We start from the raw sequence: 2,601 nt of genomic DNA, 5'->3' as shown, positions 1-2,601 counted from the left end.
CAATTCTATTGATGGTTGGGATTCGGTTTTGTCTATTTTGCAAATGCCGGGTGGCGTTCCTGTGGCAACAGTGGCTCTGAACGGTTCTAAAAATGCTGGAATTCTAGCAGCCCAAATTATCGGAAGCCATAACAAACTGGTACTTGATAAAATCATTGTTTACAAAGAATCTCTGAAAGATGCGGTGAATAAATCATCGGATGAGATTAAGAAATAAATAAAACTATTAAGGAATTAAGAATGATATTAAGTCTCATTGAGCTTAATGAAAACCTTAATTTTCCTTAACTTCTTAATGTTAAAAATAACTATGAAAATCTTAACCCAAAAATTTACTAATAAACACAATACGGCACCTTTTAGTCAAATTAAATTAGAAGATTTCCAACCGGCATTCGAAGAAAATATTGCCAAAGCAAGAGCCGAAATTGATGCGATTACGAACAATCCCGAAGCGCCAACTTTTGAAAACACAATCGAAGCATTGGAGTTTTCAGGTGAAGCACTTGATAGATTATCCTCTATATTTTTCAACCTGAACTCGGCTGAAACCTGCGACGAAATGCAAAAAATTGCTCAGGATGTTTCTCCATTGTTGACAGAATTCAGTAATGATATTGCTTTGAACGAAGATTTATTCAAACGCGTAAAAAAGGTTTACGAACAAAAAGACAGTTTCAATTTATCGCCTGAACAAGCCACTCTATTAGATAAAAAATTCAAAAGTTTTTCCAGAAACGGCGCCTTGCTTTCGGAGGATAAAAAAAACCTTTTAAGAGAAATAGATACCGTTTTAGCAAAACTAAAGCTGACCTTTGGAGAAAATGTTTTAGCCGAAACTAATAGCTACAAATTGCACATTTCCAACGAAGATGCTATAAAAGGGTTGCCGGAGGGTGCAAAAGAAATGGCTCGATCTTTAGCTAAATCAGATGAGCTTGAAGGTTGGATGTTTACCTTAGATTTTCCAAGCTATTTGCCTTTTGTAACCTATGTTGAAAATCGCGAATTACGAAAAGAAATGGCTATAGCAGCAGGCAGAAAAGCATTTCAGGGAAATGATAAAGACAATCAGGAAAATGTAAAAAATATCGTTTCCTTGCGCCACGATAGAGCTAAATTATTGGGATACAAATCACATTCGCATTTTGTTCTCGAAGAACGAATGGCTCAAACTCCCGAAAAAGTCAAATCGTTTTTGAATGATTTGTTAACCAAAGCGAAACCTGCCGCTCAAAAAGAATTTGCCGAATTAACCGCTTTCGCAAAAGAGCTAGATGGAATTGAACAACTAGAAAAATGGGATGGCTGTTACTATTCGGAAAAATTGAAACAAAAACTATTCAGTTTAGATGACGAGATTTTGAAACCGTATTTCAAATTGGAAAATGTGTTGAATGGATCATTTGCCATTGCTGAAAAACTTTTTGGCATCACATTTAAAGAAGTTTTTGATATAGATAAATACCATGAGAATGTTCAAACTTTTGAAGTGCTAGACTTCGAAGGAAAACTAGTTGCTGTTTTCTACACTGACTTTTTTCCAAGAAAAGGAAAACGAAACGGCGCATGGATGACTTCGTTTAAACCGCAATATATTAAAGACGGCATCAATGAAAGACCGCATGTTTCTATTGTGTGCAACTTTACACCGCCAACCGAAACAAAACCTTCTCTCCTAACTTTTAATGAAGTAACGACTTTGTTTCATGAATTTGGTCATGCTTTGCATGGCATGTTAGCAAATACTACTTACCCAAGTTTATCGGGAACATCGGTATACTGGGATTTTGTTGAGTTGCCAAGTCAGGTCATGGAAAACTGGTGTTACGAACCGGAAGCTTTGTCTTTGTTTGCTAAACATTATGAAACGGGTGAAGTTATTCCTCAAGATTATGTAAATAAAATTAAGGAAAGTGCTAGTTTTTTAGAAGGAATGGCTACGATGCGCCAATTGAGTTTTGGGCTATTGGATATGGCATTTCACAGCAATGACCCAAACAGTATTAAAGATGTTAAAGCGTTTGAAAAAGAAGCTTTTGACGAAACCTCTTTATATCCTGATGTCGACGAAAATTGCATGAGCGTTTCATTTTCGCATATTTTTCAGGGTGGCTATTCATCAGGCTATTACAGTTACAAATGGGCTGAAGTTTTGGATGCCGATGCGTTTGCGTATTTTCAGGAAAAAGGAATTTTCAATAAAGAAGTCGCCACAAAATTCAAGGAAAACATATTATCAAAAGGTGGAACCGAATTGCCAATGGAATTATACAAACGTTTCCGTGGACAAGAACCAAAACCTGAAGCTTTGCTGAAAAGAGCAGGATTAATTTAAATTACAAATTACGAAGTAGAATAATTAAAATTGAACCGAAGTTACCACTTCGGTTTTTTTATTGGAAAACAATCAACAAAATCAACCACAAAATCGGAATGCTTTCAACCCAAAAGGAAGTGTAATATTGATTTCTTTTTAGAGAAGTAAACTTAATAAACATAGCTGTGATAATGGATATAAGTAAAACTACATAACTAGGATCAGATTTTAAAAATTCTAAAACCATAAACGGAATTAACAATATAATACCAAAGATTTTA

2 protein-coding genes and 1 pseudogene are annotated in these 2,601 nt (G+C 35.1%); 2 read left to right on the top strand and 1 reads right to left on the bottom strand.

Translation table 11 applies throughout. The features are described from left to right. On the top strand, positions 1–217 hold a 217-nt coding region (locus ACOYLP_RS11660; protein WP_422856342.1), incomplete at its 5' end, for an AIR carboxylase family protein. Positions 218–310: 93 nt separating this feature from the next. Continuing rightward, complete coding sequence (locus ACOYLP_RS11655) at positions 311–2,338, top strand: M3 family metallopeptidase (protein WP_422856341.1); 2,028 nt, start codon at positions 311–313, stop codon at positions 2,336–2,338. Between the two features lie 58 nt (positions 2,339–2,396). On the opposite strand, the pseudogene ACOYLP_RS11650 reads toward ACOYLP_RS11655, so the two are convergent. Next, positions 2,397–2,601 (bottom strand): annotated as a pseudogene (locus tag ACOYLP_RS11650) (hypothetical protein); the annotation flags it as partial.

The organism is Flavobacterium sp. (genome assembly GCF_049318325.1).
In the GTDB taxonomy this organism is placed as follows: Bacteria; Bacteroidota; Bacteroidia; order Flavobacteriales; family Flavobacteriaceae; genus Flavobacterium.
The sequence above is the reverse complement of the archived record's forward strand: the minus strand, read 5'-3'. Positions and strand labels throughout refer to the sequence as shown.